21 protein-coding genes are annotated in these 22,238 nt (G+C 49.8%); 6 read left to right on the top strand and 15 right to left on the bottom strand.

Annotated elements, in window-relative coordinates; translation table 11 throughout:
• Positions 1-142 precede the first annotated feature (142 nt).
• The gene (locus O3660_RS05905; RefSeq protein WP_049351263.1) at positions 143-1,909 is read right to left on the bottom strand and encodes an ABC transporter ATP-binding protein/permease; all 1,767 of its coding nucleotides are present in this window, start codon (positions 1,907-1,909) and stop codon (positions 143-145) included.
• A 232-nt stretch (positions 1,910-2,141) separates the two neighbouring features.
• On the opposite strand from O3660_RS05905, the gene O3660_RS05910 reads away from it, so the two are divergent.
• From O3660_RS05910 to O3660_RS05920, 3 genes are all read left to right on the top strand, one after another.
• Positions 2,142-4,424 (top strand): TonB-dependent receptor domain-containing protein, encoded by a 2,283-nt coding sequence (locus O3660_RS05910; RefSeq protein WP_049351262.1) that lies wholly within the window; start codon positions 2,142-2,144, stop codon positions 4,422-4,424.
• 199 nt (positions 4,425-4,623) lie between these two features.
• The gene (locus O3660_RS05915) at positions 4,624-5,187 is read left to right on the top strand and encodes a peptidylprolyl isomerase (protein WP_049351261.1); all 564 of its coding nucleotides are present in this window, start codon (positions 4,624-4,626) and stop codon (positions 5,185-5,187) included.
• A gap of 122 nt (positions 5,188-5,309) precedes the next feature.
• A complete protein-coding gene (locus O3660_RS05920) occupies positions 5,310-6,167 on the top strand; it encodes a folate-binding protein YgfZ (protein WP_049351260.1) in 858 nt (285 codons plus the stop codon).
• Positions 6,168-6,317: 150 nt separating this feature from the next.
• Here O3660_RS05920 and O3660_RS05925 read toward each other — a convergent pair whose 3' ends face one another.
• The 4 genes from O3660_RS05925 to alaS all read right to left on the bottom strand — a co-directional run bounded on the left by O3660_RS05925 (position 6,318) and on the right by alaS (position 10,584).
• A complete protein-coding gene (locus tag O3660_RS05925) occupies positions 6,318-6,461 on the bottom strand; it encodes a hypothetical protein (RefSeq protein ID WP_318250343.1) in 144 nt (47 codons plus the stop codon).
• A 165-nt stretch (positions 6,462-6,626) separates the two neighbouring features.
• Positions 6,627-7,532: a TIR domain-containing protein gene (locus tag O3660_RS05930; protein ID WP_004519952.1), complete on the bottom strand. Its 906-nt coding sequence runs from the start codon at positions 7,530-7,532 to the stop codon at positions 6,627-6,629.
• Positions 7,533-7,796, bottom strand: coding sequence for a hypothetical protein (locus O3660_RS05935; RefSeq protein WP_049351259.1), 264 nt, complete (start codon positions 7,794-7,796; stop codon positions 7,533-7,535). It lies immediately after the preceding gene.
• 163 nt (positions 7,797-7,959) lie between these two features.
• The gene (gene alaS / locus O3660_RS05940) at positions 7,960-10,584 is read right to left on the bottom strand and encodes an alanine--tRNA ligase (RefSeq protein ID WP_049351258.1); all 2,625 of its coding nucleotides are present in this window, start codon (positions 10,582-10,584) and stop codon (positions 7,960-7,962) included.
• Between the two features lie 239 nt (positions 10,585-10,823).
• Here alaS and O3660_RS05945 point away from each other — a divergent pair, with 239 nt between their 5' ends.
• Complete coding sequence (locus O3660_RS05945; RefSeq protein ID WP_049351257.1) at positions 10,824-11,954, top strand: polyamine ABC transporter substrate-binding protein; 1,131 nt, start codon at positions 10,824-10,826, stop codon at positions 11,952-11,954.
• A 164-nt stretch (positions 11,955-12,118) separates the two neighbouring features.
• Here O3660_RS05945 and ubiE read toward each other — a convergent pair whose 3' ends face one another.
• The 7 genes from ubiE to ilvD form a co-directional block, all read right to left on the bottom strand.
• A complete protein-coding gene (ubiE, locus tag O3660_RS05950; protein ID WP_003746386.1) occupies positions 12,119-12,856 on the bottom strand; it encodes a bifunctional demethylmenaquinone methyltransferase/2-methoxy-6-polyprenyl-1,4-benzoquinol methylase UbiE in 738 nt (245 codons plus the stop codon).
• Positions 12,857-12,885: 29 nt separating this feature from the next.
• The gene (locus O3660_RS05955) at positions 12,886-13,188 is read right to left on the bottom strand and encodes an MBL fold metallo-hydrolase (RefSeq protein ID WP_049351256.1); all 303 of its coding nucleotides are present in this window, start codon (positions 13,186-13,188) and stop codon (positions 12,886-12,888) included.
• An 82-nt stretch (positions 13,189-13,270) separates the two neighbouring features.
• A complete protein-coding gene (locus tag O3660_RS05960; RefSeq protein WP_003746392.1) occupies positions 13,271-13,702 on the bottom strand; it encodes a gamma-butyrobetaine hydroxylase-like domain-containing protein in 432 nt (143 codons plus the stop codon).
• 1 nt (position 13,703) lies between these two features.
• Positions 13,704-13,937 carry a hypothetical protein gene (locus O3660_RS05965; protein WP_003746394.1) on the bottom strand — a complete coding sequence of 78 codons (234 nt, stop codon included), beginning with the start codon at positions 13,935-13,937 and terminating at the stop codon, positions 13,704-13,706.
• Positions 13,938-14,013: 76 nt separating this feature from the next.
• Entirely contained in the window at positions 14,014-15,303 is a 1,290-nt protein-coding gene (locus O3660_RS05970) for a CAP domain-containing protein (protein ID WP_049351255.1), read from the bottom strand.
• A gap of 68 nt (positions 15,304-15,371) precedes the next feature.
• A complete protein-coding gene (locus tag O3660_RS05975) occupies positions 15,372-15,503 on the bottom strand; it encodes a hypothetical protein (protein WP_315611839.1) in 132 nt (43 codons plus the stop codon).
• 69 nt (positions 15,504-15,572) lie between these two features.
• The gene (ilvD, locus tag O3660_RS05980; RefSeq protein ID WP_049351254.1) at positions 15,573-17,432 is read right to left on the bottom strand and encodes a dihydroxy-acid dehydratase; all 1,860 of its coding nucleotides are present in this window, start codon (positions 17,430-17,432) and stop codon (positions 15,573-15,575) included.
• 278 nt (positions 17,433-17,710) lie between these two features.
• On the opposite strand from ilvD, the gene O3660_RS05985 reads away from it, so the two are divergent.
• The gene (locus O3660_RS05985) at positions 17,711-18,274 is read left to right on the top strand and encodes a YceI family protein (protein ID WP_049351253.1); all 564 of its coding nucleotides are present in this window, start codon (positions 17,711-17,713) and stop codon (positions 18,272-18,274) included.
• Positions 18,275-18,343: 69 nt separating this feature from the next.
• Here the strand turns inward: O3660_RS05985 and O3660_RS05990 are convergent, their stop codons facing one another.
• Entirely contained in the window at positions 18,344-19,291 is a 948-nt protein-coding gene (locus O3660_RS05990; protein ID WP_049351252.1) for a bile acid:sodium symporter family protein, read from the bottom strand.
• Positions 19,292-19,441: 150 nt separating this feature from the next.
• Positions 19,442-20,323 (bottom strand): NAD(P)H-hydrate dehydratase, encoded by an 882-nt coding sequence (locus tag O3660_RS05995; RefSeq protein WP_049351251.1) that lies wholly within the window; start codon positions 20,321-20,323, stop codon positions 19,442-19,444.
• A gap of 53 nt (positions 20,324-20,376) precedes the next feature.
• Between O3660_RS05995 and O3660_RS06000 the strand changes: the two genes are divergently transcribed.
• Positions 20,377-21,033 carry a cytochrome b/b6 domain-containing protein gene (locus O3660_RS06000; RefSeq protein WP_049351250.1) on the top strand — a complete coding sequence of 219 codons (657 nt, stop codon included), beginning with the start codon at positions 20,377-20,379 and terminating at the stop codon, positions 21,031-21,033.
• A 91-nt stretch (positions 21,034-21,124) separates the two neighbouring features.
• On the opposite strand, the gene O3660_RS06005 is transcribed toward O3660_RS06000, so the two are convergent.
• On the bottom strand, positions 21,125-22,213 hold the full coding sequence (locus O3660_RS06005) for a methyltransferase (RefSeq protein ID WP_049351249.1): 1,089 nt from the start codon (positions 22,211-22,213) through the stop codon (positions 21,125-21,127).
• Positions 22,214-22,238 lie beyond the last annotated feature (25 nt).

Here is a 22,238-nt window from a genome sequence, read left to right on the forward strand (position 1 = left end):
ATTTTTTAGACGACGTTAACACAGTGCAGAGTATAGCAAATAAACATGCCATGGCGTTTGAAAAGGCCGTCTGAAACGGCGATGACAAAATCGTTTGATTTCGTTTTTCACTGTTTCAGACGGCCTTTGGTATGCCATTAATTCAGCATTGTACATGACCGACATCGAGGCATAAATCATGGAATTCGTTGAGCGTGCTGCGGTGGCCGATGCTGATGATGATGCTGTCGGGCAGTTTTTGCTTTAAGGCACGGTAGAGCATGGCTTCGGTCGGTTCGTCCAAGGCGGCGGTGGCTTCGTCAAGTAGGATGACTTTGGGTTGCGAGAGTAGGGCGCGGACGAAGGCGACGCGTTGCAGTTCTCCGGGGGAGAGTTTGTGTTGCCAGTCATCGGTTTTATCTAATTTATCAACCAGATAACCTAATCGGCAGGTATTCATGGCGTCAATCAGTTCCGGATGTTGTTTGTCGATGTCGGGGTAACAAATTGCATCGCGCAGGCTGCCTTGTGCCGTGTACGGGCGTTGCGGCAGGAAGAGGATGTCTTGAAGCGACGGATGGCTGACTTTACCGCTGCTGCCGAAAGGCCAAAGCCCTGCCAGCGCGCGCAGCAACGAAGTTTTGCCGCAACCGCTCGGGCCGCGTATCAGCAGGGAGTTGCCGCTTTTGAGGTTGATATTGATACCGTCTAATAAAACTTCGCCGTTGTGGCGGTATAGGGCAACGTTTTCTAAGATCAGGCCGTCTGAAACTTCGGTAAGGTCGGGTTGTCGCGCGGTGTGTTTTTCTTCCGTGCTCAGCAAAAAGCCGTATAGGCGTTCCAGTCGGGCACGGTAGGCAGTGAATTTGTTGTAGAACATCCGGAAGAAAGACAGGGCGTTTTGCAGTCGTGCGAAGGCTTGGACGGTCTGCTGGATGTCGCCGATTTTGATTTGTCCGGCAAACAGGCGCGGGGCTTGCAAAATAATGGGAAAAAGCTTGATGCCGTTGGTGAACATATCGTTAAAGCCGCTCAGGCAGACGCTTTGCCGCGCAATGCGCCAACGGTTGCGGATAATGGCTTTAAAACGGTCGGAAAGCTGGTCGTGTTCGTGTTTTTCGCCGCTGTAAAATGCCACGCTTTCGGCGTGGTCGCGCACGCGGATGAGGGAATAACGGTAGTCGCCGTTGAGCTTTTCGTTTTCATAGTTGTAACGAATCAACGGGTTGCCTATCCACATGGCGATAAAGGTTGCCAAAATCACAAAGATAAAGACGAACCAAACAATGCCGCGCGGAATGTCAAAGCCGAACACGGTCAGGATGCCTGCCAAGCCCCACAAAACAACGGCAAATTCCAGCGAGGTAACGACCGAATTGACCATGCCGCGCACAAATTCTATGGTCGAGGCGATGAAATCCTGTGCGTCCTGTTGGATACGCTGGTCGATGTTGTCCGGCGCGTGGCGGTGCATTTGCAGGCGGTAGTAGTTTTTGTCGGTAAGCCAGCGCGAAGTCAAAACTTCATTGAGCCGCTCTGACCATTTAATCGCCAAGCCTTGATCGAGAAAGTCGTTGACGACATTGTTAAAGGCCCGTATCAACACCACGCCTGCATTCATCGCTGCAAACATCCAAAACGCGGAGGCGTTTAAATCCTGCATCGAGTCGTAAAGCCCTTTGGACATAAAGGTACTCAACACATTCAGCCGCACTTCGGTTAACAGCAGCGTAATCATCGCCGTAATCAGCAGCAGAACTTTGACCGTACTTTTTGGTGTCAGGCACAGGCGAAGGATATAGCTAAACTCGCGCCCGAAGCGTGTGTTGCGTGCAAAAAACAGAATGACCGTCGAGGCTGCAGCGACCATCAATAAGGTCTGCAATAGCCAAGACGGCGTGGAATAAAGCTCGATTTGCCATTTTTGCATGGAGTGTTCTCTGAAAGGATGTAAAGGCCGTCTGAAAGGACGGCAAATTTATTTGACTATGGTAACTGTAATAATAGTTTTCTGAACTGTTGTATTTTTTGTGTTTACAAACGGTTCTTATTTGTTTTTGTGGAAAGCGGAAATCTTATCAAATATAATCGCAAAACCAAATTACTTTGTAATTTTTTACTCGATATAAGAATTATTAATATTTCAAACCAGAAGGTATTTTATGAACAGCAAATTAGCCCTGATGCCGCTTGTGGTTGCAAGCGCATTCGCCTACGCCGCCGATGAAGCCACTTCTGCTCCCGAAGCATATGCGGAAGTGCAGGAAGTCAAAGTTCAAGCCAATGCCAAACGCGTGAAGGCCGCGCGCTCCTATTCTATTGCCAGCGACGGCGATATGCGCGACCGTGTGAATTTGGGTGTATTGGGTAAAGCCAATGCCTTTACCGCCCCGATTACCGTAGTCAATTACGACGAAAAAGCCCTCAACAATACCGAAGCGCGTACTTTGGTGGATGCCGTAGCGAAAAAAGACGCTTCGACTTGGCAGTTTGGCGGCGAAAGCAACACCTTGACCGGCCTGTATTTCCGCGGTTACCAACTTGATGCGCGCCAATTCAGCGTCAACGGTTTGGCAGGCATGTACGGCACGCAAGGCACAGCCAGCGTGCAAGTCGGCTCCGCACAACTGATTAAAGGCGCGTCCACCGCCGTAAACGGCATGGACCCTGAAGGTGCGGTATCCGGTTCCGTCAACATCGAAACCAAAAAAGCCGCCGATGAAGGCAACCGCAAAATCGGTTTGGGCTGGTTCAGTAACAACCGTGCCCAAGGCACATTCGATTTAGGCCAACGTTTCGGCGAAAACAAAGAATTCGGCGTGCGCGCCAACGGCAAACTGCGCCACGGCGACACCCCGCGCCACGGTTACAGCGAAGACAACAAAGAATTTGCCTTAAATGCCGACTATCGCGGCGAAAAACTGCGCGTGGCGTTCGACTCCATCTATGCGAAACGTAAAACCAACGGTGGCCGCGCGCGTATGCAGGACATCCAAAATCTGCAAGGCCGTCTGTTTGATGCGCCTGACGGAAAAACCAACCTGCTGCCTTCTTGGAACTGGCAAAACACCGTCGGCCAAACCAATATGCTGACGTTTGAATGGGATGCGTTTGACAATGCACAGATTACAGGCGGTATCGGCTACAACAAAGCGCGTTATTACGGTACGCTGATTTCCCCGACAGTATGTTTGAATGCCACCAGCACTTGTACCGATACGGCCAATACCAATGCCAGCGGCAGGACAACGGCCCGCGCCTACGATTACAACACCGGCACGGCGCGCCTGACCGACCAATATTTCCGCACATTGAGCATGAATTTGTCCGCACGCGGCGAATTTGAAACCGGCCCGGTAACGCATAACTGGAGTACTGCTTTTGACCGTATCATTCGTCAGCGTGCGACTGTCCGTGGTTTGGCTGCAGGTAAAAGCCGCGTTGAGGTTGATGCAAACGGCAATATTGAAAATCAACTGGCTTCTTTTGTTCCTAATTACGCGACAGGCTGGGAAGGCTCAGCAAACTTGGATGCCAATATCAAAGTCAACAGCTTGGCCTTGTCCGACACACTGGGCTTTGCCGACAACAAATACCGTCTGACTTTGGGCGGTCGTTTCCAAGCGGTTGAATATACCGATAAAAAAGAAGGTAAAAGCGGGGATTCCAAACGCTTCAGTCCGATGCTGATGGCTGCATGGGTACCACAACCTGACTTGGTCGTTTACGGCAACTATATGGAAGACTTGGAGCCTGCGGATATCAAAACCGACGATGACGGCAATACCACCATGTCCAAACCGCGTGTCAGCCGTCAGTTTGAAGTGGGCGTGCGTAAAAACTGGGGCAATTTCGTGACCACGTTGAACGCGTTCCAAATTAAACGTCCGGGCTACTGGCGTGGTTCTACCACCAGCAAAACAGACTTTGCCGCGTATAAAGCCCAAGGAGGCGCAGCCGGAGACGAGCAAGGCATGGAACGCAGCCGCGGTATTGAGTTCAACACCTACGCGAACTTGCTCAACAATACTTTGCGTCCGTCTTTGGGCTTGATGTATCTGCAATCGACCGTGAAAGACTACCCAAATTCACGCGATATGCTGGTTAACGGCGTACAAGTCGCCAATCCGCGCGTGATTGCCAAAGCAGCTGTTGAGTGGGATACCCCGTTTGCCAAAGGCTTGACCTTGAACGGCAACGTTTCGTATTTCGGCAAGTCTTACCAAGACACACAAAAACAATACGCCTTCCCGTCCTACACCTTGGTTGACGTAGGCGCGCGCTACAAAACCAAGCTTGGCAAAAATACTTTGACCGTCAGCAGCTCGGTAGAAAATCTGTTCAACAAAAACTACTGGCAGGTACAGCGCGGCCAATACGACCGCAGCTTCGCCGTCGTCGGTATGCCGCGCACTTATTGGCTGAAAGCGGAATTGGATTTCTAATCTGATTTCGGTTTGACCGTAATAGCAGGCCGTCTGAAAGGGAATGATAAAGAGCAAGAATTTGATTTTTATCCCTTTTCAGACGGCCTGATTTGATTGCCTTATGTTTTTTGCTTGAAAAATCTTACATGTTTTTTATGGATTTCACGCGAAACAAGGTTAATATTCCATTTTCACAATACATCATTCGAGAAGACATATGAAAAAATCCATCAAACTAACCCTGTGCGCCCTCGCACTCTCACTTTCCGTGCAAGCGCAAGCGGTTACTCATGCCGTGATTGAAACCAATATGGGCAACATCCAACTGGAGCTGGATGAAGTCAAAGCACCGAAAACCGTGGCAAACTTTGTCAATTACGCCAAAAAAGGTTTTTACGACAACACGATTTTCCACCGCGTTATCGACAATTTTATGATTCAAGGCGGCGGATTTACCGAGAATATGGTACAAAAACCCACCGATAAAGCCATCAACAACGAAGCAGACAACGGCTTGAAAAATAATGTCGGCACCATCGCCATGGCGCGTACCGGCGATCCAAATTCAGCAACCAGCCAGTTCTTTATCAATACAGCCGACAACGACTTTTTGAATTTCAAAAGCAAAACCCCTCAAGGCTACGGCTATGCCGTTTTCGGTAAAGTTACTTCCGGCATGGACGTCGTCCGTAAAATCAGCAAAGTGAAAACAGCGACACGCGGCTTCCATCAAGATGTTCCAACAGAAGCCGTGATTATCCGCAAAGTCAGCATCAAATAATTTTGATTGTTTGAACCCAAACAACAGGCCGTCTGAAACATTCAGACGGCCTGAATTTATTTATTTGATAATAAGCAGCAATTTGGGCGATAATTCAGCATCTACAATTTAAGGAGTCGATTATGCAAACCCGCCTGCCTTTTTTCGGCGTTGTCCGTGTCAGCGGCGAAGACAGGGCTTCATTTCTTCACGGTCAATTATCTAACGATATTAATAATTTAGCTATCGGTCAGGCATGTTACGCCACATACAATACACCTAAAGGCCGTGTGTTGGCGAATATGCTGGTCGTCAATCGCGGAGAAGATTTGCTGTTGGTCATGGCGCAAGATTTGACCGAAGCCATCGTCAAACGCCTGAGAATGTTTGTCTTGCGTGCAAAAGTCGTCTTCGAGCTTATGCCTGATTTAGCAGTCAGCGGCGAGTTGGCTGACAATACAGAACCTCATCCTGCTGCCGAACCGCAACTGTCTTTCCCAGCTCAAATTCAAGAAAACACCGTAGAAATTGCCTTGCCGCACACAGGCCGTCTGAAAATTTCAGCAGCCGAAGACGCAGCCGAATATCAAGCAGGAGCCGAAAACGCGTGGAACCTGCACGAAATCCGCAGCGGCTATCCGTGGATTTGCGCCGCAACCAAAGAAGCGGCTGTTGCCCAAATGCTCAACCAACACATCATCGGCGCAGTCCATTTCCGTAAAGGCTGCTACCCCGGCCAAGAAATCATCGCCCGCGCCCAATACCGAGGCCAAGTCAAACGCGGTCTGGCCGTATTAAGCGGCGATTCTTTAGAAGCTGCCGGTATTGCCGTCAAAGTCGGCGAGGAAGAAGCAGGCGTCATCCTTAACACGGCACTGACTGAGCAAGGCAGCCTAAGCCTTGCCGTTATCAAGTTTTCCGCAGCAGAAGCTGCATTAACTGATGTAGACGGCAATACTTTGAAACAGGAAGAACTGTTTTTTACGGTTGAGAAAGATTGATTGTTAGATGATTGAATAAAAAGCTTAAATATTAGCTTGAAATGAAAACAGAAAGGCCGTCTGAAATTCAGACGGCCTTTGATATTGAGTTTTGTTGGTACATGACCCAAGCAGCGTTTGCTGCCGACTGAATTACGGCATGGTTTGGGATCATTTGGTAACAACAAAAACCGCGTGCGTGCGTACCGCACACACCCTACACCTTAATCTTAAGGTTTGCGTCGCCCGCAGGTAGGGTGTGTGGCGTAGCCACGCACGCGGTTGGTGGGAATGCAGGCTACGGCTTGCTTGCATGATAATTCTCCTTGTTTAGGGTTGGACGGTATCGGGATTTTAGCGGAAAAAGGCCGTCTGAAAACGGGGTTTGGGTTTTCAGACGGCCTTACAAAGATTTAAAACTGACGATTAGTTGGAAAACTTGGATTTGTAGGTCGGGCATTCATGCCCGACCTACTGCTGCTAACACAGTATATTTAGATCAATGGAATATCCTGCTTGTTTCAATTCGATAGCTAATTTTAACTTCCATCCTCCCGCGTCATCTACTTTCTGGTATACGACACCACTAATATCTGATGGAAATTCAACCTCTTCTTTAACCAATGCACACACTTTATTTCTTCCTAGTTTCCCTATAAGATAACCATGTTCAAAAACAACATTTTGTCTGGCTCTTGGTTTTAAATCGGTATCTAAATTACTTAACTTTTGACCACCAATATCACAGGGTGTATATAGAACAATTCCAAATCCAACATTCGTATATTCTTCAATTTTTTCAATAATAGTTTTTCCTGAGTTTGGTTGCTCATGTAGAATTATTGCGGATAAACCTAGTTTTTCAATAAGTCTTGCCACTTCTACTTTTAATAAATCATCTCTCCCATGCACTATAAATACGTTATTAGATACTATTGATGAGCTCTTTACTTCCATATTAGCCCCTTTCCTTGTGATGTAATTTTTATAATCTCGAGCAAATGGTATTAATACCTGCCTATTAAAGCTATGAATTCCTGCAATAATTTTATTGCCGCTATAGAAATAGTGATGGCAAAAATCAAGTACTTCGTTGGTATCATTAGATAACCAATTTACCAGCAAAATAATATAGCCCAATCTTTCTTTCATATCTGTTGGTAACAATAATTTTGAGCTACCAACAAAACTACCACCTGTGTTAGAGCTATCTTCTAGAAGTTTTTCTAAGTTTAAATTTTCTGTTAGCTCATCGTTGTGAACTTTTAAAACTTCATCATTTAATAGTTCGTTTAACCTTTTTAATGACCATTCAAAAGTTTGCAGTTCCGATGATTGCAAGTCCAATATAGCATTATTAATTTCTTCAAAAATATCTAATCCCATTTATTCACCTTTTTTGAGTCGTGCTTCGGCTGCTTCCCTAATAATTTCACTACGTGCATTTTCCTTGAGTCCCTCTAATAGCGAAGAAATTATTGGATTATTAATTTCATCTCCTGCTATTGAATCAAGACCATAATTATATTCCTGAATGGCTGATTCAATACTCAAAGGGTCAAATGGATCAAATTTAAGATTAATTGGTTGCGCCTCTAATTCGTTAAGTATCAGTTCTAGCTTATTGAGATTTTTCAAAAGAGATTTCATTTCAAATCCTTTGAGTTAAAAATATAATGATTATAGGATATATAAGGTTGGAGCATGCCCCAACATTCTTATATTTCACAAAATCTGTTGGATCGAGACCCAACCTACGGCTAGATAGTTGGCAAAGGCCGTCTGAAAACACGTTTCAGACGGCCTTTCCACATCAAGCCAGCTTCGCGCCGACCCAGTCTTTCACACTCTCAATCATCGCGGGCAGTTTCTCCGCATCGCTGCCGCCTGCCTGTGCCAAATCCGGTCTGCCGCCGCCTTTGCCGCCGACTTGTTCGGCTGCGAATTTGACCAAATCGCCGGCTTTTACTTTGTTTGTCAGCGGTTTGGATACGCCGGCGCACAGGGAGACTTTGCCGTCGTTTACTGCCGCCAAAAGAATCACGGCGTTGTCGGATTTACCGGTCAAGTCGGTCACGATTTCGCGCAGGGCGGCTGCGTCGGCTTCGATTTGGGCGGCAACGAGTTTGGCTGCGCCCAAGTCTTTTGCATCGTCTAAGAGTTTGGCGCCTGCGTGGACAGCGAGTTCAGCTTTGGCGCGTGCCAATTCTTTTTCCAATGCTTTGGCGTGTGCTGCGCCTGCTTGGATTTTCGCCAGTACGTCTTTTTCGGTTTGGGCTTTGGTTTCGGCAATGATGTCTTTAACCAAACGCTCTTGCTCTTGCGCCCATTTGAGTGCGTTCAGGCCGGTGATGGCTTCGATACGGCGCACGCCTGCGGCAATACCGCCTTCGCTGATGATTTTGAAGAGACCGATGTCGCCGGTGCGTGAAACGTGTGTACCGCCGCACAATTCGGTAGAGAAACCGCCCATTTGCAGTACGCGTACTTCGTCGCCGTATTTTTCGCCGAAGAGCATCATGGCGCCGGTTTTTTGGGCATCTTCCATGCTCATAATGGCGGCGTTAACGGCAACGTTGGCCAAAATGGCTTCGTTGACGCGGCGTTCGACTTCGGCGATTTCTTCGGCAGTTACCGCTTGAGGATGGGAAATGTCGAAACGGGTGGATTCGGCGGTAACCAAAGAGCCTTTTTGTTCAACGTGCTCGCCCAATACATCGCGCAGGGCTTTGTGCATCAAGTGGGTTGCGCTGTGGTTGCGCATATTGGCATTGCGGATTTCGTCATCCACTTTGGCGGTAACGCTGTCGCCGACTTTCAGACGGCCTGAAGTTTGTACGCCGAATTGGCCGAATACAGCCGCTTTGATTTTTTGGGTATCGTGTACTTCAAAGCGGTTTTCACCTGCGAAGATATAGCCGACGTCGCCGACTTGACCGCCGGATTCTGCATAAAACGGGGTAAAGTCGATAACGATGGCACCTTCATCGCCTTCGTTCAATTCGTTGACTTGCTCGCCGTCTTTGTAGAGGGCGAGGACTTTGGATTCGGTTTGGCGTTCGCTATAACCTTTAAACTCGGTGTCTTGACCTTCGTAAGGAAGTTGGGCGTTGGCTTTGAAGCTTTGTGCGGCGCGTGCGCGTGCGCGTTGGGCTTCCATTTCGCGGTTGAAGCCGTCTTCGTCCAGTTCGATATTGCGTTCGCGGCAGATGTCGGCAGTCAAGTCGTATGGGAAACCGTAGGTATCGTAGAGTTTGAAGATGATTTCGCCGTCGAGTTTTTTACTGCCTTTAGCCAACGCGTTTTCCAATAAAGCCATACCGGTTTCCAGAGTTTGGGCAAAACGGCTTTCTTCGTTTTTCAACGCTTCTTCGATTTGAGCTTGTTTTTCTTTCAATTCCGGGTAGGCATCGCCCATCTCTTTGACCAAATCGGCCACCAGTTTGTGGAAAAATGGTTTGCTTTGACCCAGTTTGTAACCGTGGCGCACGGCGCGGCGGATAATGCGGCGCAATACGTAGCCGCGGCCTTCGTTGGAAGGCAATACGCCGTCTGCAATCAGGAAGGAGCAGGAGCGGATGTGGTCGGCGATGACTTTTAGGCTTGGTTCTTCCATACTGAAAGGTGCGCCGGTTTCGCGGGCAACGGCTTTGAGCAGGTCTTGGAACAAGTCGATTTCGTAGTTGCTGTGGACATGCTGCATGACGGCGGCCATGCGCTCCAAGCCCATGCCGGTATCAACGGAAGGCTTAGGCAGCGGATTCATATTGCCTTGTTCGTCGCGGTTGAACTGCATAAATACGCAGTTCCAAATTTCAATCCAGCGGTCGCCGTCTTCTTCAGGGCTGCCCGGAATGCCGCCCCAGATTTCTTCGCCGTGGTCGTAGAAAATTTCGGAGCAAGGGCCGCAAGGGCCGGTGTCGCCCATTTGCCAGAAGTTGTCGGATGCGTATTTTGCGCCTTTGTTGTCGCCGATGCGGACGATGCGCTCGGCAGGCATGCCGATTTCGTTCAACCAGATGTTGTAGGCTTCGTCGTCTTCTGCGTAAACGGTTGCCAAGAGTTTGTCTTTAGGGATGCTCAACCATTCCGGGGAAGTCAGGAATTCCCAAGCGAAGTGGATGGCGTCGCGCTTGAAGTAGTCGCCGAAGGAGAAGTTGCCCATCATTTCAAAGAAGGTATGGTGGCGGGCGGTGTAGCCTACGTTTTCCAAGTCGTTGTGTTTGCCGCCTGCGCGTACGCATTTTTGCGCGGTCGTAGCGCGGTTGTAGGGGCGTTTGTCAAAGCCGAGGAATACGTCTTTAAATTGGTTCATACCTGCGTTGGTAAACAGCAGGGTCGGGTCGTCGTGTGGTACGAGCGAGGAGGAGCGGACGATGGTGTGGCCTTTAGATTCAAAAAATTTCAGGAATTTTTGGCGTAGTTCGGTGGTTTTCATAATGTCTCGATAAATTTTTTACAAGGATTTCAGACGGCCCGGACGGCGCGTTGCGATTAAAAACGAATGGGCGTTATCTTACCGCAAAACCATATTTCAAGCTATCGGCAGAAAGGTTTTAACGTCGCTTTCAGACGGCCTCAAGCGGGACGATATCTTTTAACAATGAAGCCTATCCGCTTGGGCTTGCCTGCTTTATAATGCCTCTCTATTTTCAACCGGATACGCAAGGAATGATAATGACCAAACATCTGCCCCTCATCGTACTGACTGCGCTGGCACTGGCCGGCTGCGGCGGCTCGGACAAAACTTCTGCCGACAAGGCGGCTCAAACCGATAATCAAAAGGTATTGAGCATTTACAACTGGTCGGAATATGTCGATCCCGAGACGGTTGCCGCGTTTGAAAAAAAACACGGTATCGCAGTAACTTACGATGTATATGACAGCGATGAAACGCTGGAGAGCAAGGTGTTGACCGGCAAGTCGGGTTACGACATCGTGGGTCCTTCCAATGCGTTTGTCGGTAGGCAGATTAAGGCAGGTGCGTATCAGAAAATCGACAAATCCCTGATTCCCAACTATAAAAACTTGAATCCTCAGTTGATGAAGCTGATGGAAAGCGTCGATCCGGGGCATGAATATGCGGTGCCGTTTTATTGGGGTACCAATACTTTCGCCATCAATATCGAGCGTGTGAAAAAGGCTTTGGGCACGGATCAGCTGCCGGACAATCAATGGGATTTGGTGTTTAACCCCGAATACACGTCCAAACTCAAACAATGCGGCATCAGCTATTTGGACAGCGCGGCGGAGATTTATCCTATGGTGTTGAACTATATGGGTAAAAATCCAAACAGTAGCGAAACGGCGGATATCAAGGCGGCTACGGAAGTCTTGAAGAAAAACCGTCCGTACATCAAGCGTTTTACTTCGTCCGGTTTTATCGATGATTTGGCGCGCGGCGATACTTGCGTAACGATTGGTTTTGGCGGCGATTTGAACATTGCCAAACGCCGTGCCGAAGAAGCAGGCGGCAAGGAAAAAATCCGTGTAATGATGCCGAAAGAAGGCGTGGGGATTTGGGTGGATTCGTTTGTGATTCCGAAAGATGCCAAACATGTGGCCAATGCCCATGCGTATATCAATGATTTCTTAGATCCTGAAGTTGCGGCAAAAAACGGCAATTTTGTTACTTATGCACCGTCCAGTAAACCGGCTCAAGAGCTGATGGATGAAGAGTTTAGAAACGACAATACGATTTTCCCGACCGATGAGGATTTGAAAAACAGCTTTATCATGGTACCTATCCAACCTGCAGCGTTGAAATTTATGGTCCGTCAATGGCAAAGCGTGAAAGCAGGTACATAAGCTGATTTAAACGTATTAAGGCCGTCTGAATGGTGTAACCGAAATATTTAATTTCGTTTTACGGCTGTTCAGATGGCCTTTGGTTTGTGTCAGATTGGTTTGGAAGGTTTAAAAACAAAGGGCGTGTCTATCAATCATGCCCTTTGTGTTTGTTTCAGACGGCCTTAGAATTTCACGCCTTTATGCAGGGCAACAATGCCTGCGCTCATGTTGTGGTAATCCACGCTATCAAAGCCTGCATCCAGCATCATTTGTTTCAAGGTTTCTTGGTCGGGGTGCATACGGATGGATTCGGCGAGGTATTGGTAGCTGTCGGCATCTTTGGCAATCAGTTTGCCCATAATCGGCAACAGTTTGAAAGAGTAGAGGTCGTACACGCCTTCCAAAGGTTTGTACACTTTGGAGAATTCCAACACCAGCAGGGTGCCGCCCGGTTTCAATACGCGGTACATTTCTTTCAGCGCGGCATCTTTGTGCGTCATGTTGCGCAGGCCGAATGCGACGGAAACCAGATTGAAATAGTTGTCGGGGAACGGCAATTTTTCAGCGTCTGCCAACGATACAGGCAGAATCATGCCTTCGTTGAGCAGGCGGTCGCGGCCGACGGTCAGCATGGAGGAGTTGATGTCTGTCAGCCAAACTTCGCCTTCTTTGCCCACACGTTTCGCCCAGCCTCGGGACAAATCGCCTGTACCGCCGGCGATATCCAATACTTTGTCGCCTTTTTTCAGGCGGGCGGTATTGATGGTGAAATGTTTCCAAACACGGTGCAGACCGCCGGACATTACGTCATTCATAATGTCGTAGTTTTTTGCCACGGAGTGGAAGACTTCGGCAACTTTGCCTGCTTTTTCGTCTTCGTCAACAGTCGTGAAGCCGAAATGGGTTTTGTGGTCGCTCATAGTGTCTGCCTTCTTAAAATAATACGGATTCAGATATCGAATACGTCGAAATCGCCAACCACTTTCGACGCGGGAAATATAGTTTGTGCCTGTCGCTCCAGCATCAGGCGTTGTTCTTCTTCGGTATAACGTGTGCTGATGTGGGTCAGGTAAAGTTGTTTCACATTGGCTTGCAAAGCCGGCTTGGCAGCATCGGATATGGTCGAATGGAACACCCGTTCCGCTGTCTCTTCATCGCCTGCGGCAAAGGTTGCTTCATGCACCAAAACGTCTGCGTTTTGTGCGGCGCGCACTGCCTGCGGGCAGGCTTTGGTATCGCTGAAGATAGCCACACCCGTCCTTTTTTGGGCGGGGAGAGGAACGCTTTGCCGTCAATAATCCTGCCATCGTCCAATGTTATATTTTCGCTTTTTTTCAGACGGCCTTTCCGCCGCAACCGCCGCTACCGCAGGAATGTGTGTGTTTGGGTTTCAAATCTTCGGCACTTGGCGTTCTGGACGCACCGGCTTTTTCGAGGCGGTCGAGATAGTCTTGCCAAAGCGCGTCTTGATTGTGTGCCAGTCGGTAGAGATAGTCCCAATCGTAAAGGCCGCTGTCGTGGCCGTCTGAAAAAGTAATTTTCAAGGCGTATTGGCCGACGGGGTCTAAATCGGTAATGCTGACTTCGGCTTTGCCTGTTTGCAAAACATCTTGACCGGCACCGTGTCCGCGCACTTCCGCGCTGGGCGAGTACACGCGCAGGTATTCGGCAGGAAGGCTCTTGGCACCGTCAACATAGACCAAAGTCAGTACGCGCCGCTCTTTTTGGAGGCGGATTTCTTGTGGGATTTTATCGGCTTGGGTCATGTCATGCTCCGTTCTTTTTACGCAAATAGGCAACGCGTACAGAAAAAATACCGCCAAGTACGGCAAACAGCACGATTGCGTAGAGTGAAAACCGTATCAGGCCCACTTGTGTGTCCGCCGTCAGCCCTAAGGGCAGCAACATCACGGCAACGAACAGTAAAAATGCGGCCAACATGGCGGCAATGCTGGCAAAGGCATAGCGGGTATTGGCTGCTGTTTGCGGATGTTTGGTCATATTGGATAGCTTGCCGTAGGGTAATGAGGCGGTATTTTATCAGTTTTTTGGTGCTTCATGCCGTCTGAAAACGGCTTTATTTCCATAAATAAAGCGTAATGGCGCGCCTGTCTTCGCCTTCGGGCATTAAGCGGATGCTGCTGCCTTTGCTTCCGTTGACACGGATAATAATGCCGCCGGCCTGCCGCTCGATGATGTCGATTTGGGTGTCGCGGTTCATGCGGTAGTTGTAGCGTTCGCATTGTTTCAAGCACCAAAAATCCTGCCAATGGATAAAATATTTTTGTCTGGATTCGATGGCCAGCGTTTCGCCGCCTTTGACGATGAAGTAAGGGTAATCGGGTTTTTGCGTGCTGAATGTCCATTCGGCCGTTCTGTTTTTTCCGTTTTGACGGTATTCGAACACGGCACGGTAGTCGGTGTCGTATTCCAAGGGCTGTAAAGGAAACAGCGCGAATTGGTGTTCGGTCAGGAGGCGGTTTGGGTCATTATCTTTATCTAAGATTTTGACGTCTTTGATTTCTTTTGTGTCCTGATACAGTTTGAACGAACGCATTTTGACCGGGGGCGATTGTTCTGAGAACGCGATGCTGACCGGATTGCCGGTCATTTCATAATGCGGCATAGGGTCGGGACGCTCGCCATGGAAAACCGGCGAAGCGAAGTTGCCTTGCGGATAGGTGATGTAAGGCCGGGTTTTGCGGTTGGAAATTTCATCTGCATAAACAATGGCATGACCATGACAGGCATCTTGATAAAACGAGCGGCTGAGGTCGGAGAGGGGGCGGTTTTTTTGGCAGAGGCTGTTGAATCTGCTGTCGCCCTGATTGATGCTCAGCGCGATTTGTTTGCCTTGCGATTCAAACGCTGCACCGGCTTCGTCGATATTTTGATCGAGCAAGGAGAAACGGTGGTAAATCGCCGTCATCAGGTTGTCCAGCTGATGTTGGGCAGGTAGGTGGTCGTTGATTTTTTCGTTTGGTGGGTGCTGGCCGGTACTGACGTTTTCGTGTACGCCTTTATAGGCATAACCGGCTTTGCGCGTGCGGTCGGATGGGCGTGGGCCTGTATAAAAGGGATTGCGTGTATTGTGTTCGTCATGGCCGTCGTCAGGATTTTGCAGAAGATAGCGGGCATGATTGCGCGCGGCGCGTTCGAGCGTGGCCGAGTGCGCCAGTGCGGGCAGATTGGCTGAGGCGCGGAGGAAGTTTAAATACGCCAAGGCGTCAAAATCGGCAACGGCAGTACGATTTTGCGGCGCTTGGGCGTAGATGAGCTGGTCTTCGGAATAGCGGTGGGTTTCGTAGTATTGGAATATGCCGAGGGCGACGGCAAAACCGCCCAGCCAGTAAAGAATGTGTTTCATTATATATGCTGCGTTCAGACGGCCTTGAGCTGTGGCTTTTTCCCCTTGAGACTCATGCCGCTGAATGATTATTTTGATGGCGGCTTGACTTGGAATGCTTCAGGGTGGGATTTGAAATATTCGACAGCGACAAACCCGCTGCCAATAATAATCAACAGGGCAATGGCCATGCCGATCATTGCTAAAATGAATTTGTCCATATTGGTCCGTTTGAATGAAGGCCGTCTGAAACACTTGGAAGCGTTCAGACGGCCTTAAAGTCAGGTTAATTAACGTTCGATTTGCGATACGTCGCGTACTGCGCCTTTGTCGGCGGAAGTCGCCATGGCACCGTAGGCGCGCAGGGCGGCGGAGACGTAGCGGTCGCGGTTTTCCGGTTTCCACGCTTTGCTGCCGCGCGCTTCCATTTCGGCACGGCGTGCGGCAAGCTCTTCATCGGAAATGACAAGGTGGATGCTGCGGTTTGGAATGTCGATTTCGATGGTGTCGCCTTCGTGTACCAAACCGATTGCGCCGCCTTCTGCCGCTTCAGGAGAAGCGTGGCCGATGGATAGACCTGATGTGCCGCCGGAGAAGCGTCCGTCTGTCAACAAGGCGCAGGCTTTGCCTAAGCCTTTGGACTTCAGGTAGCTGGTCGGATACAGCATTTCCTGCATGCCCGGGCCGCCTTTCGGGCCTTCGTAGCGGATGATGACGATGTCGCCGGCGACGATTTGGTTGCCCAAAATACCTTCTACTGCGGCTTCTTGGCTTTCAAACACGCGGGCGCGGCCGGTGAATTTGAGGATACTCTCGTCCACGCCTGCGGTTTTCACCACGCAGCCGCGTTCGGCGATGTTGCCGAACAAGACTGCCAAACCGCCGTCTTGCGAGTAGGCGTGTTCGACGTTGCGGATACAGCCTTTTTCGCGGTCGAGGTCGAGGGTTTTCCACATGCGGTTTTGCGAGAACGCCTGAGTAGTACGCACGCCGCCGGGTGCGGCTTTGAAACGTTCGATGGCATGGGTGTTTTCAGGATTGGTCACGTCCCATTTTTCAATCGCGTCTTTCAAGGTCGGCGCGTGGATGGTGTACACGTCGGTGTGCAGTTTGCCCGCTTTGTCCAATTCTTTCAGGATGGCGAAGATACCGCCTGCGCGGTGCACGTCTTCCATGTAGTAGTCGTGGTTGTTTGGCGCGGTTTTACAGATGCAAGGTACAACGCGGCTTAAGCGGTCGATGTCGGCCATTTTGAAATCGACACCGGCTTCGTTGGCAACGGCGAGCAAGTGCAAAATGGTATTGGTAGAGCCGCCCATGGCGATGTCCATGGTCATGGCGTTTTCAAACGCTTTTTTGGTGGCAATGCTGCGCGGCAACACGGTTTCGTCGTCTTGCTCGTAATAGCGTTTGGTGATTTCGACAATCATGCGGCCTGCTTCGAGGAACAATTCTTTGCGGCCTGCGTGGGTCGCCAAGTATGAACCGTTGCCCGGCAGGGAAAGGCCGAGTGCTTCGGTCAGGCAGTTCATGGAGTTGGCGGTAAACATGCCGGAGCAGGAGCCGCAAGTCGGGCAGGCGTTTTGCTCGACTTCTTCGACTTGTTTGTCGCTGATATTGTCGTCAGCCGATTCGATCATGGCATCAATCAAGTCCAAGCGGCGTTCGGGCTGGATGTTGGCCACGCCGATAACCTTACCGGCTTCCATCGGGCCGCCGGAAACGAAGATGGTCGGAATGTTCAGGCGCATGGCGGCAATCAGCATGCCCGGGGTGATTTTGTCGCAGTTGGAAATACACACCAGCGCGTCGGCACAGTGGGCGTTGACCATGTATTCGATAGAGTCGGCAATCAGGTCGCGGCTGGGCAGGGAGTAGAGCATACCGCTGTGGCCCATGGCGATACCGTCGTCAATGGCGATGGTGTTGAATTCTTTGGCAATGCCGCCGGCTTTTTCGATTTCACGGGCAACCAGTTGACCCATATTATGCAGGTGCACATGGCCTGGGACGAATTGGGTGAAAGAGTTGGCAATGGCGATAATCGGTTTGCCGAAGTCGGTTTCCATTACGCCGGTCGCACGCCATAATGCGCGCGCGCCTGCCATATTGCGGCCGTGGGTAGAGGTTTTGGAGCGGTATTCAGGCATTTTTGTTCCTTTGTTTTATGCTGAGGCCGTCTGAAATAGGCTGGTTGGTTGGCGGCCCGTTGTAGAAATAACTCGGTATTTTATACCAATTACGAGCGATGAAGCACGCTATTTTGTAATAAAACTAAACTGTATTTGCTTCACCTGAATTTGCTGCTCAATCCTTCAGACGGCCTGAAGTTTTCTTAAGATGAAACGCTGTCTTTCTCAGTTGCAAAAGATGTTGGCATCAAAAAGTGATATGATAGGGAACTTCTCACATTTCTAAGGATAAGACGATGAAAAAAATCATGTTTGCATTGTGTTCGGCCATGTTGGCTTCTGCTGCGTCTGCCGCTGTTTATAAAGTGGACGAATTCCATGCCAATGCCCGCTTTGCCATCGACCATTTCAACACCAGCACCAACGTCGGCGGTATTTATGGTTTGACCGGCAATTTGGAATTTGACCGTGCCAAACGCCAAGGCTCTATCGATATCGTATTGCCTTTGTCCAAACTGCAAACCGGTTCGGACCACTTTACCCAACACTTGAAATCTGCCGATATTTTCAATGCAGACAAATACCCTGAAATCCGTTTTGTATCCACTAAATTCAATTTCAACGGTAAAAAACTGCTGTCTGTTGACGGCAACCTGACCATGAACGGCAAAACTGCGCCGGTGAAACTCAAAGCCGACAAATTCAACTGTTACCAAAGCCCGATGGCAAAAGCAGAAGCGTGCGGCGGCGACTTCAGCACCACCATCGACCGTACCAAATGGGGCTTGGATTATTTGGTAAGCGCCGGTATGAGCAAAAAAGTAGACATCAATATCCAAATCGAAGCAGTAAAACAATAATCCTGCTTGATTTCAAAATAAAGGCCGTCTGAACGGAATATGTTCAGACGGCCTTATGATTAAAGACGTCTAGGATTCTTTATTTTTGTCGGCTTTGGCTGCCCAATAAGTTGCCAGAAGCGAGCCGGAGATATTGTGCCACACGCTGAACAATGCGCTGGGAACGGCAACAACCGGCGCGGCGGCAAAGTGTGCGGCGGCAAGGGCGGCGCCTAAGCCTGAGTTTTGCATACCGACTTCGATGGCCAGCGTTTTTTGTGCATCATAAGGCAGGCCGGTCCATTTGGCGGCAAAGAAGCCGAGCAGATAGCCGATACCGTTGTGGAGTACGACAACCGTGAAAATCAGCAGGCCGCTTTCAATAATCTTGCCTTTGCTGGCGCCGACTACCGCACCGATAATCAGCACGATGGCGGCAACGGAAACCAGCGGCAGCGCATCGGTCAGTTTTTCAGTTTTGTTGCCCAAGACTTTATGGACAATCAAGCCCAAAACGATGGGAAGCAAAACCATTTTGACAATGGACATCAACATGCCGCCCGCTTGGATTTCCAGCATTTCACCGGCAAGCATCAGGAAGATGGCAGGGGTCAGCAATGGGGAAATCAAGGTGGAAACCGATGTAACGGCAACCGACAAAGCCACATTGCCGCGCGCCAAATAAGTTATCACATTGGAAGCCGTACCGCCCGGACAGCAGCCGACCAAAATCACACCGACCGCGATTTCGGCAGGCAGGTTCAACAGTTTCGCCAGCAGATAGGCTGTCGCAGGCATGATGGCGAATTGGGCAATCACGCCGATAATGACGGCTTTGGGATGTTTAAACAAAATATCAAAGTCGGAGGGTTTGAGGGTCAAGCCCATGCCGAACATGATGACGCCCAGTAGCCAAGGAATGTAAGGGCCGACCCATTTGAAGGTGTCGGGGGCGAAAAAAGCGATACCGGCAAAGAGCGCGGCCCAGAGGGAAAAGGTCTTTCCGATAAAATCACTGATTTTGTTGAGGGTATTCATGATGAGATGTTGTGAAGTTGTTTTTAAGGGAAACCAAGGATACACGCCTTAACCTTAATTTGCAAAATGGCTTAAAATAAAATAAGGCCGTCTGAAAATAAGGATTGATTTTCAGACGGCCTGTGATTTGTATTTGCTATATAGACGGCATTATTCTTTTGATAAAATATTGCGCACCCATCGGGCGACAGGTGCGATTTCTCCGGCAAGCATACCGGTTTCGATTTGGCTGCTGTGTTTGATGACATCGGCCGCTGCACCATGTAGCCATACGCCGGCGCAGGCGGCTTGGAATGTCGGAATGCCTTGCGCCAGCAGGCTGCCGATGATGCCGCTCAAGACATCGCCGCTGCCTGCGGTGGCCAAACCGGCATTGCCGCTGGTGTTGGTATAGACTATGCCGTCTGCCGTGGCCACCAATGTATGATGGCCTTTCAATACAACGGTCGCGCCATATTTACGGCTGATTTCGGTTACGGCTTTTTGCCTGTCGGCTTGAACTGATTGGGTATCGGTGCAGAGTAGGCGGGCGGCTTCGGCCGGATGAGGTGTCAGGACGATATGTTTGTACAATTTGAGACGTTCGGCTAATTCGGAAGAGCGGGCAAGCAGTGTCAAAGCATCTGCATCGAGCAATAAAGGCTGGTCATGGTGTGTAGACAGGATTTGGGGCAGCAGCTGCTCTGATAATCCGTCCAAACCAAAGCCGCAGCCGATTACGCGTGCGCTGACATCGTCGCGCTTCATCAGTTGGATCGCAGTGGCGAGCATAATTTCAGGGCGTTCGGGAATGATGGCAAAAGGCAGCGTGGCTTGGTTGAAGCCAGCCCAAACCTTGCCGCACCCTTGATACATCGCGGCTGTGGCTGCCAAAACTATTGCACCGCTCATTCCTGTTGCGCCGCCGATAATGGCAAGCGTGCCGTATGTGCCTTTGTGTGATTCTTGGGCGCGGGGGCGGAATACGTCGGGAAATGCTAAGGCCGTCTGAAAAGCTTGAAGCGATTCGGGAAGCGTGTAGATGGGCTGCATGGCGTAACCTTCCAAGATAAGAAATTTAATTTTAAATCAGAAAGTAAAAGGTAATGAAGCAAAAAATAAAAGTTTGGGACGCACCTACGCGCCTGTTCCATTGGCTCTTGGTGCTAATGATGGGATTCATGTGGTACAGCGCAACCCAAGGCGGCGATATGCTGGTATGGCACTTACGCGGCGGCTTGTTGATGCTGGCTTTGGTGGTTTTCCGCATGTGCTGGGGGATTTGGGGTAGCGATACGGCAAAATTCAGCCGATTTGTACGCCCGTTTTCCGAAATCCGCCGCTACACACAAGGCCAAATGTCTGAAGACGAATTGGTCGGCCACAATCCTTTGGGCGCGCTGATGGTGATCGCTTTATTGGTCGCCTTAGTTTTTCAGACGGCCACAGGCTTATTTGCCGCTGATGAAAATACGTTTATCAATTCTGGCTTTTTGAATCATTTGGTCAGCGAACACGCCGGTACGCTGGCGCGAAAAATCCATGTCAATTTCTTTAATGTCTTAGCTGTTTTGGCGGGCGTACATATCGCGGCCGTTTTGCTGTATCGCTTTGTGAAAAAACAGGATTTGATTACACCGATGATTAACGGCTTTAAAACCATCGATGCCAAGCAGCCTAAATTGGCCGGAATGGGACAACTGTTTGCCGCTTTGTTGGTAGCGATTGCTTTAGTGTGCGCAGTATGGATGTTGCGCGGCTGATGCATTAAGGCTGATACCTAAAAACAAACCGACCCCGATAGCCGAAATGGCTGTTGGGGTCGGTTTCTTTTTAGGGTTTAAAAGATGATGTTCAGACGGCCTTAACGCAGCGCAAGATGCTGTGGCCACGACCGATGCCGTCTGAAATTTCCGCTACTTTCAATCCGGCTTTTTCAACGCAACGGATCAGGTCTTCAGAGTGGAAGATTTTGCTGTTGCCGTTGGCCATGGCAGTGAAATACAGACTGGTCATGGTCAGGCAGTAGGCGGCGGTTTCGTAGCGTTGTCTGTCCCAGAAAGGCTCCATGATGTAGAGGCTGGTGTTTTCGCTCATGGACGCAGCGGCGCGTTGAAGAATGCTGGTGGCTTGTTCTTCGGTGAAACAGTCTAGGAATTGGCTCATCCAAATCACGTCAAAACCGGTCGGGAACGGAATTTCAGGATCAAGCAGGTTGGCCGGATGGGCGTGGATACGGTCCGCACCGTTTTTGCCTTTGGTCGCTTCGCGCATTAGGCCAATTTGTTGCGGCAGATCCATGATGGTTACTTCGACTTCGGCATTGTGGTTGACGCATTGCTCCGCCCAGCGGCCGGTATTGCCGCCGACATCGAGCAGTTTTTTAACCGGTTTGGCGAACACGGTATTCAGTGCTTCGGCGAAGGAATTGTCGGAATAATAATGGTCGAATGCAAACCATTTTTCCTGCGCGATGCTTGGCAATGAAGACAAGCCTTCGTAAATGGTCGGCCAGTCGCCGAATACTTTCAGGCCTTCGGGCTTGCCGGTTTGCAGGGTTTTTTCCAAATCAAACATGCCTAGGTAGCAGATTTCCTGCGTGAAATCCATGTTGACGCGAGCCATTTTGTCTTTGAGGACAAACCAACCGGCCTTGCTGATGAAATAGCGGTTGTCGCGAGTTAAGACAGTGCCGATAGAAAGTGAAGCTTCCAGCAGGACTTGTGCCGCGTAGTTGCTGATTTTCGTTTTTTCAGCGATTTCGGCTTGAGTGAGGCCGTCTGGATGGTCGTTCAGCAGGTCCAGAATGCCAAATTTCACCATCAGGCGGGAAACTTGGAACACAATCGGTGCAAAAGCGATTTCTTGAGCCAGACGTTGAGCCTCGCCTGCGGACTGGTGTTCGTGGGAGTAGCGTTGTTCTAGGGCGGGGAAGAGTTGCATATTGTTGGTTTTCCACTAAAAAGTT

This window comes from Neisseria sp. 27098_8_139 (genome assembly GCF_041433195.1).
In the GTDB taxonomy this organism is placed as follows: Bacteria; Pseudomonadota; Gammaproteobacteria; order Burkholderiales; family Neisseriaceae; genus Neisseria; species Neisseria subflava.

Bases quoted from the DNA above. Each gene is read 5' to 3' on its own strand.
- O3660_RS05925 (WP_318250343.1), bottom strand. From the start codon at position 6,461: ATGCAAGCAAGCCGTAGCCTGCATTCCCACCAACCGCGTGCGTGGCTA.
- O3660_RS05995 (WP_049351251.1), bottom strand. From the start codon at position 20,323: ATGCAGCCCATCTACACGCTTCCCGAATCGCTTCAAGCTTTTCAGACG.
- O3660_RS05975 (WP_315611839.1), bottom strand. From the start codon at position 15,503: ATGGACAAATTCATTTTAGCAATGATCGGCATGGCCATTGCCCTGTTG.
- O3660_RS06000 (WP_049351250.1), top strand. From the start codon at position 20,377: ATGAAGCAAAAAATAAAAGTTTGGGACGCACCTACGCGCCTGTTCCAT.
- O3660_RS05965 (WP_003746394.1), bottom strand. From the start codon at position 13,937: ATGACCAAACATCCGCAAACAGCAGCCAATACCCGCTATGCCTTTGCC.
- O3660_RS05960 (WP_003746392.1), bottom strand. From the start codon at position 13,702: ATGACCCAAGCCGATAAAATCCCACAAGAAATCCGCCTCCAAAAAGAG.
- O3660_RS05915 (WP_049351261.1), top strand. From the start codon at position 4,624: ATGAAAAAATCCATCAAACTAACCCTGTGCGCCCTCGCACTCTCACTT.
- O3660_RS05970 (WP_049351255.1), bottom strand. From the start codon at position 15,303: ATGAAACACATTCTTTACTGGCTGGGCGGTTTTGCCGTCGCCCTCGGC.
- O3660_RS05910 (WP_049351262.1), top strand. From the start codon at position 2,142: ATGAACAGCAAATTAGCCCTGATGCCGCTTGTGGTTGCAAGCGCATTC.
- O3660_RS05905 (WP_049351263.1), bottom strand. From the start codon at position 1,909: ATGCAAAAATGGCAAATCGAGCTTTATTCCACGCCGTCTTGGCTATTG.
- O3660_RS05935 (WP_049351259.1), bottom strand. From the start codon at position 7,796: ATGAAATCTCTTTTGAAAAATCTCAATAAGCTAGAACTGATACTTAAC.
- ubiE (WP_003746386.1), bottom strand. From the start codon at position 12,856: ATGAGCGACCACAAAACCCATTTCGGCTTCACGACTGTTGACGAAGAC.
- O3660_RS05920 (WP_049351260.1), top strand. From the start codon at position 5,310: ATGCAAACCCGCCTGCCTTTTTTCGGCGTTGTCCGTGTCAGCGGCGAA.
- ilvD (WP_049351254.1), bottom strand. From the start codon at position 17,432: ATGCCTGAATACCGCTCCAAAACCTCTACCCACGGCCGCAATATGGCA.
- O3660_RS05985 (WP_049351253.1), top strand. From the start codon at position 17,711: ATGAAAAAAATCATGTTTGCATTGTGTTCGGCCATGTTGGCTTCTGCT.
- O3660_RS05930 (WP_004519952.1), bottom strand. From the start codon at position 7,532: ATGGGATTAGATATTTTTGAAGAAATTAATAATGCTATATTGGACTTG.
- O3660_RS05990 (WP_049351252.1), bottom strand. From the start codon at position 19,291: ATGAATACCCTCAACAAAATCAGTGATTTTATCGGAAAGACCTTTTCC.
- O3660_RS06005 (WP_049351249.1), bottom strand. From the start codon at position 22,213: ATGCAACTCTTCCCCGCCCTAGAACAACGCTACTCCCACGAACACCAG.
- O3660_RS05945 (WP_049351257.1), top strand. From the start codon at position 10,824: ATGACCAAACATCTGCCCCTCATCGTACTGACTGCGCTGGCACTGGCC.
- alaS (WP_049351258.1), bottom strand. From the start codon at position 10,584: ATGAAAACCACCGAACTACGCCAAAAATTCCTGAAATTTTTTGAATCT.